5 protein-coding genes are annotated in these 4,342 nt (G+C 73.0%); 4 read left to right on the forward strand and 1 reads right to left on the reverse strand.

Annotation, left to right across the window (positions count from 1 at the left end; translation table 11 throughout):
- The 3 genes from ACFXA3_RS36895 to ACFXA3_RS36905 all read left to right on the forward strand — a co-directional run.
- Window positions 1-1,081 (forward strand): MMPL family transporter (locus ACFXA3_RS36895; RefSeq protein WP_385194613.1); only part of this gene is annotated, 1,081 nt, incomplete at its 5' end.
- A gap of 129 nt (window positions 1,082-1,210) precedes the next feature.
- On the forward strand, window positions 1,211-1,390 hold the full coding sequence (locus tag ACFXA3_RS36900; protein WP_385194616.1) for a DUF6480 family protein: 180 nt from the start codon (window positions 1,211-1,213) through the stop codon (window positions 1,388-1,390).
- Entirely contained in the window at window positions 1,384-2,376 is a 993-nt protein-coding gene (locus ACFXA3_RS36905; RefSeq protein ID WP_385194622.1) for a MerR family transcriptional regulator, read from the forward strand. The genes ACFXA3_RS36900 and ACFXA3_RS36905 overlap by 7 nt, the downstream gene beginning before the upstream one ends.
- A 17-nt stretch (window positions 2,377-2,393) precedes the next feature.
- On the opposite strand, the gene ppk2 is transcribed toward ACFXA3_RS36905, so the two are convergent.
- Window positions 2,394-3,188 carry a polyphosphate kinase 2 gene (ppk2, locus tag ACFXA3_RS36910; RefSeq protein ID WP_385194625.1) on the reverse strand — a complete coding sequence of 265 codons (795 nt, stop codon included), beginning with the start codon at window positions 3,186-3,188 and terminating at the stop codon, window positions 2,394-2,396.
- A 180-nt stretch (window positions 3,189-3,368) separates the two neighbouring features.
- On the opposite strand from ppk2, the gene ACFXA3_RS36915 reads away from it, so the two are divergent.
- A partial coding sequence (locus tag ACFXA3_RS36915; RefSeq protein WP_385194619.1) for a GAF domain-containing protein occupies window positions 3,369-4,342 on the forward strand: 974 nt, incomplete at its 3' end.

The following is a 4,342-nucleotide window of genomic DNA, read 5'->3' on the forward strand; positions in this document are numbered from 1 at the left end:
CTCGACGCCGCGGCCGACAGCGACGCCGCGAAGGAGACCGTGCTGCGGCTGCGGGAACGGGTGCCGCATCGCCGATCTGATCGGCCGGGCGCCGCGGCGGGTCTGGGCGTCCGCGGCCCTGCTGCTCCTGGTCCTGGCCGGCTTCGCCCCGGGACTGTCCGCCAGGGGCGTCCCCCTCGACGAGATCTTCGTCAACGCCGCACCGTCGGTGGAAGCGCAGCGAACCCTTGCCCGGCACTTCCCCGGCGGCTCCGGCAACCCGGCCGTCGTCATCGCGGCAGCGGACCGGGTCGCAGAGGTACGCGCGGCCGCCGAGCGCACGGACGGCGTCGCGGCGGTCACCGCCGTCACCGCGGGCGGGCGGCCGGCGACGGGCGCGCCGCTCGTCGTGGACGGCAGGGTCCGCCTGGACGCGACGCTCGACGCCGCGGCCGACAGCGACGCCGCGAAGGAGACCGTGCTGCGGCTGCGGGAACGGGTGCATGCCGTGCCGGGCGCCGATGCGCTCGTCGGCGGGTACACGGCCCAGCAGTCCGACACCCAGCAGACCGCGGCCCGCGACCGCACCGTGATCGTGCCGATCGTCCTCGCCATCATCCTGCTGGTCCTGGTCGCCCTGCTGCGTTCCGTGGTCGTGCCGCTCCTGCTGGTCGCGACGGTCGCCCTCAACTTCCTGGCGACACTGGGCGTGTCCGCGCTGGTCTTCGAGCACCTGCTGGGCTTCAGCGGTACGGATGCGTCCGTACCGCTGTACGGGTTCGTGTTCCTGGTCGCCCTCGGGGTGGACTACAACATCTTCCTCATGTCCCGCGTGCGCGAGGAAACCCTGGCCCTCGGCACGCGCGAGGGCGTGCTGCGCGGCCTCGTCACCACGGGAGGGGTGATCACCTCGGCGGGCGTGGTGCTCGCGGCCACCTTCGCGGCGCTGATGGTGATTCCGCTGGCCTTCCTCGTCCAGATCGCCTTCATCGTCGCGTTCGGGGTCCTGCTGGACACGCTCGTCGTACGGTCCCTCCTGGTGCCGGCGCTGGTCATCGACATCGGCCCGCGCGCCTGGTGGCCCAGCGCCCTGTCCCGCTGACGCGAGCCCCGGTGGCGGGCTTCGGCGGAAGCGGAATTCGATGCAGAAACATTGCGAGTTTCGCCGCTCGGCCATGTTGGTCATGCTGGCCTTCTCGGGACGCTTCCCCTGACCGCATAGGGAGGAATCATGTCCCTGCCGAACGTTCCCCCGCAGGAGACGCCGGCGGCGGAGGGCTCGACGGCCTCCGCCCACACGGAACGCCCGGACGGAGGGCTGTGGGAGCACCCCTGGGCCTTCCTGGGCCTCATTGCCCTCGGGGCCGTGATGGTGGCCGCGTTCTTCGTCGCCCGCATCGGCGGCTGGTGACGACCGCGGGGGTGTCGACGGGCTCGGTGGCGCGGCGCCTGGGCGTTTCACCGACCACCGTGCGTTCCTGGGAGCAGCGGTACGGAATCGGCCCGGCGGTGCGCGACGAGGGCAGACACCGGCGCTGGCTGCCGGGGGACGTCGCGATGCTGGAGGAGATGTGCCGTCTCACCTCGTCCGGCATCCCGCCCGCCGAGGCCGCGCGGGCAGCGCTGGCCCTGCGCCGTCACCCGGAATCCGGTGTCCCCCTCGGCCCCCTGCCGCGCCCGCCGCGGGAAGCCGTCGTGGCGCCGGGTGCTCCGCGGGGGCCCCGTCAGCCCGGTTCGGGCCACGGGCTGCCCCTCGGCGAAGTGCTGCAGGAGTGCCGCGGGCTGGCGCGGGCCGCGGTGCGGCTCGACGGGCCGGCCATGGAGGCCCTGTTGCAGCAGGCCATGGAGACCCATGGCCTCGTGACCGCGTGGGAGGAGGTGATGGCGCCGACCCTCCATGCCGCGGGCCGCAAGTGGGAGTCCTCCGACGACCGGTACGTCGAGGTGGAACATCTGCTGTCCTGGCACGTGTCGACCGCCCTGCGCCGGGCGGCGGTCACCGCACCGTCCGTCCCGGCCCGAACGGCACCGGTGGTCCTCGCCTGCCTTCCCGGCGAGCAGCACACCCTCCCGCTGGAGGCGCTGGCCGCGGGTCTGGCCGAACGCGGCCTGCCGATCCGCATGTTCGGTGCGGCCGTGCCGGCGGAGGCCCTGCGGGCGGCCGTGCGCCGGTCGGGTCCGGCGGCCGTGGTGCTGTGGTCGCAGTCCTCGTCGACGGCGGACAGCGCCCTGGCGAGGCACGTGGCGTCGACGGTGTTCGGGCTCAAGGGAGCACGGACCGGGCCCCTGGTCCTCCTCGCGGGCCCCGGGTGGCCGGTTCGGGCAGCGACTGCCGGGATGATGCGGCCCCGGGGGCTGCGGGCGGCGCTCGACGCGATCTCCGCGCTGTACGCGTAGTCGGCCGCGCGCCCCCGTCAGGCGTTGCGGAGCTTCGCCGCGTAGTCCGGCACGGCGTTCTGGAGGTCCTTGGGCGGGCGCACGTATCCCGTCGACGGGGGCCGCGGCGGGAGGTCCAGCGAAGGCAGGGGGACGTCCTCGTACGGGACCGAGGACAGCAGGTGGGCGATCATGTTGAGCCTCGCGCTGCGCTTGTCGTCGCTCTCGACCACGTACCACGGAGAGTCCGCCGTGTCGGTGTGGACGAGCATCTGGTCCTTCGCCCGGGAGTACGCCTCCCACCGGGTGAGGGACTCCAGGTCCATCGGGGAGAGCTTCCACTGCCGCAACGGATCCTGCGTACGGCGGCGGAAGCGTTCCTCCTGCACGGCGTCGCTGACCGAGAACCAGTATTTGCGCAGCAGGATCCCGTCCTCGACCAGCATGCGTTCGAAGACGGGGCACTGGCGCAGGAACAGCTGGTGCTCGGCGGGCGTGCAGAACCCCATGACGTGTTCCACTCCCGCCCGGTTGTACCAGCTGCGGTCGAACAGCACGATCTCGCCCGCGGCGGGCAGGTGCTCCACGTAGCGCTGGAAGTACCACTGGGTGCGCTCGCGTTCCGTCGGCTTCGGGAGGGCCGCGATCCGGGCCACGCGGGGGTTGAGGTGCTCCGCGACCCGCTTGATCGTGCCTCCCTTGCCCGCCGCGTCGCGGCCCTCGAAGACGACGACCAGCCGGGCGCCCTCCGCCCGTACCCATTCCTGGAGCTTGATCAGCTCCGTCTGGAGCCGCAGCAGTTCCTTCTCGTAGACCGCCTTGCCGAGTCCCATGGCCCTCTCCGCCCCTTCGTCGTCCAACGCTTCGATCAAGTCAGTCACGGACGGCTTCCGTGCGCAACGCCGTCCGCGGGGCCCCGGCGTGTCGATACGCTGGGCGCGGGTCGGGCCATCGGGGTCGGGGCGGAGGGACAGCGCGTGGGTGTGGGGGATCCGTTGACGCAGGTGCCGAGGATGCGGCTGGACGAGCTGCTGGACGAACTCCAGGTCCGCATCGACGCCGTGCGCGGCACCCGCGACCGGGTGCACAGCCTCCTGGAGGCCGTGGTGTCGGTGGGGCGGGAGCTGGATCTCGCCCAGGTGCTGCGGCGGATCGTGGAGGCGGCCGCGCTGCTCGTGGACGCCGAATACGGGGCGCTGGGCGTGATCGGCCCCGACGGCCGCACCCTGGTCCAGTTCCTGACGGTCGGGCTCACCGACGAGGAGATCGCCGAGATCGGTCCGCTGCCGGCCGGCCACGGTCTGCTCGGGGAGGTCATCCACCACCCGGAGCCCTTGCGCCTCACCGACCTCGGCAGACACTCCTCTTCGTACGGCTTTCCGGCCCATCATCCGCCCATGCGCACGTTCCTGGGCGTACCGATCCGGGTCCGTGACGAGGTGTTCGGCAACCTCTACCTGACCGACAAGCGGGGCGGGGTCGACTTCGACACCGAGGACGAGACCGTGATCTCCACCCTGTCGGTGGCGGCGGGTGTGGCGATCGACAACGCGCGGCTCTACGAGGGGGCGCAGCTCCAGCAGCGGTGGCTCAAGGCGAGCGCGGAGATCACCGAGAGCCTGCTGTCCGGCAGTTCGCGCCCGGCGGTGCTGGAACTCATCACCCGCCGCGCCCGGGAGATCACCGATGCGCGGCTCGCGGACATCGCCGTGCCGGTGGCCGGTGTCGACGGCCTGGTCGTGGAGTTCGCCGCCGGCGCGGACCGGTCCGCGCGGCAGGGCCTCGTCGTCCCGTTCGCCGGAACGCTCTCCGGCACCGCGCACCGGGCCGGCCGGCCCGTCACGGCCGTTCTGGCCCCCCAGGACGAGCTCTACCCTGCCGAGGCCCAGGTCCGGGAGGACAGCGGGCTCGGGCCCGCCGTGGCCGTCCCGTTGGGCACCGCGGGCGGGGAGGGCCGGGGCGTGCTGCTGCTCGCGCGCGCCGCGGG

The sequence above is a fragment of the Streptomyces sp. NPDC059456 genome (assembly GCF_042750055.1).
In the GTDB taxonomy this organism is placed as follows: domain Bacteria; phylum Actinomycetota; class Actinomycetes; order Streptomycetales; family Streptomycetaceae; genus Streptomyces.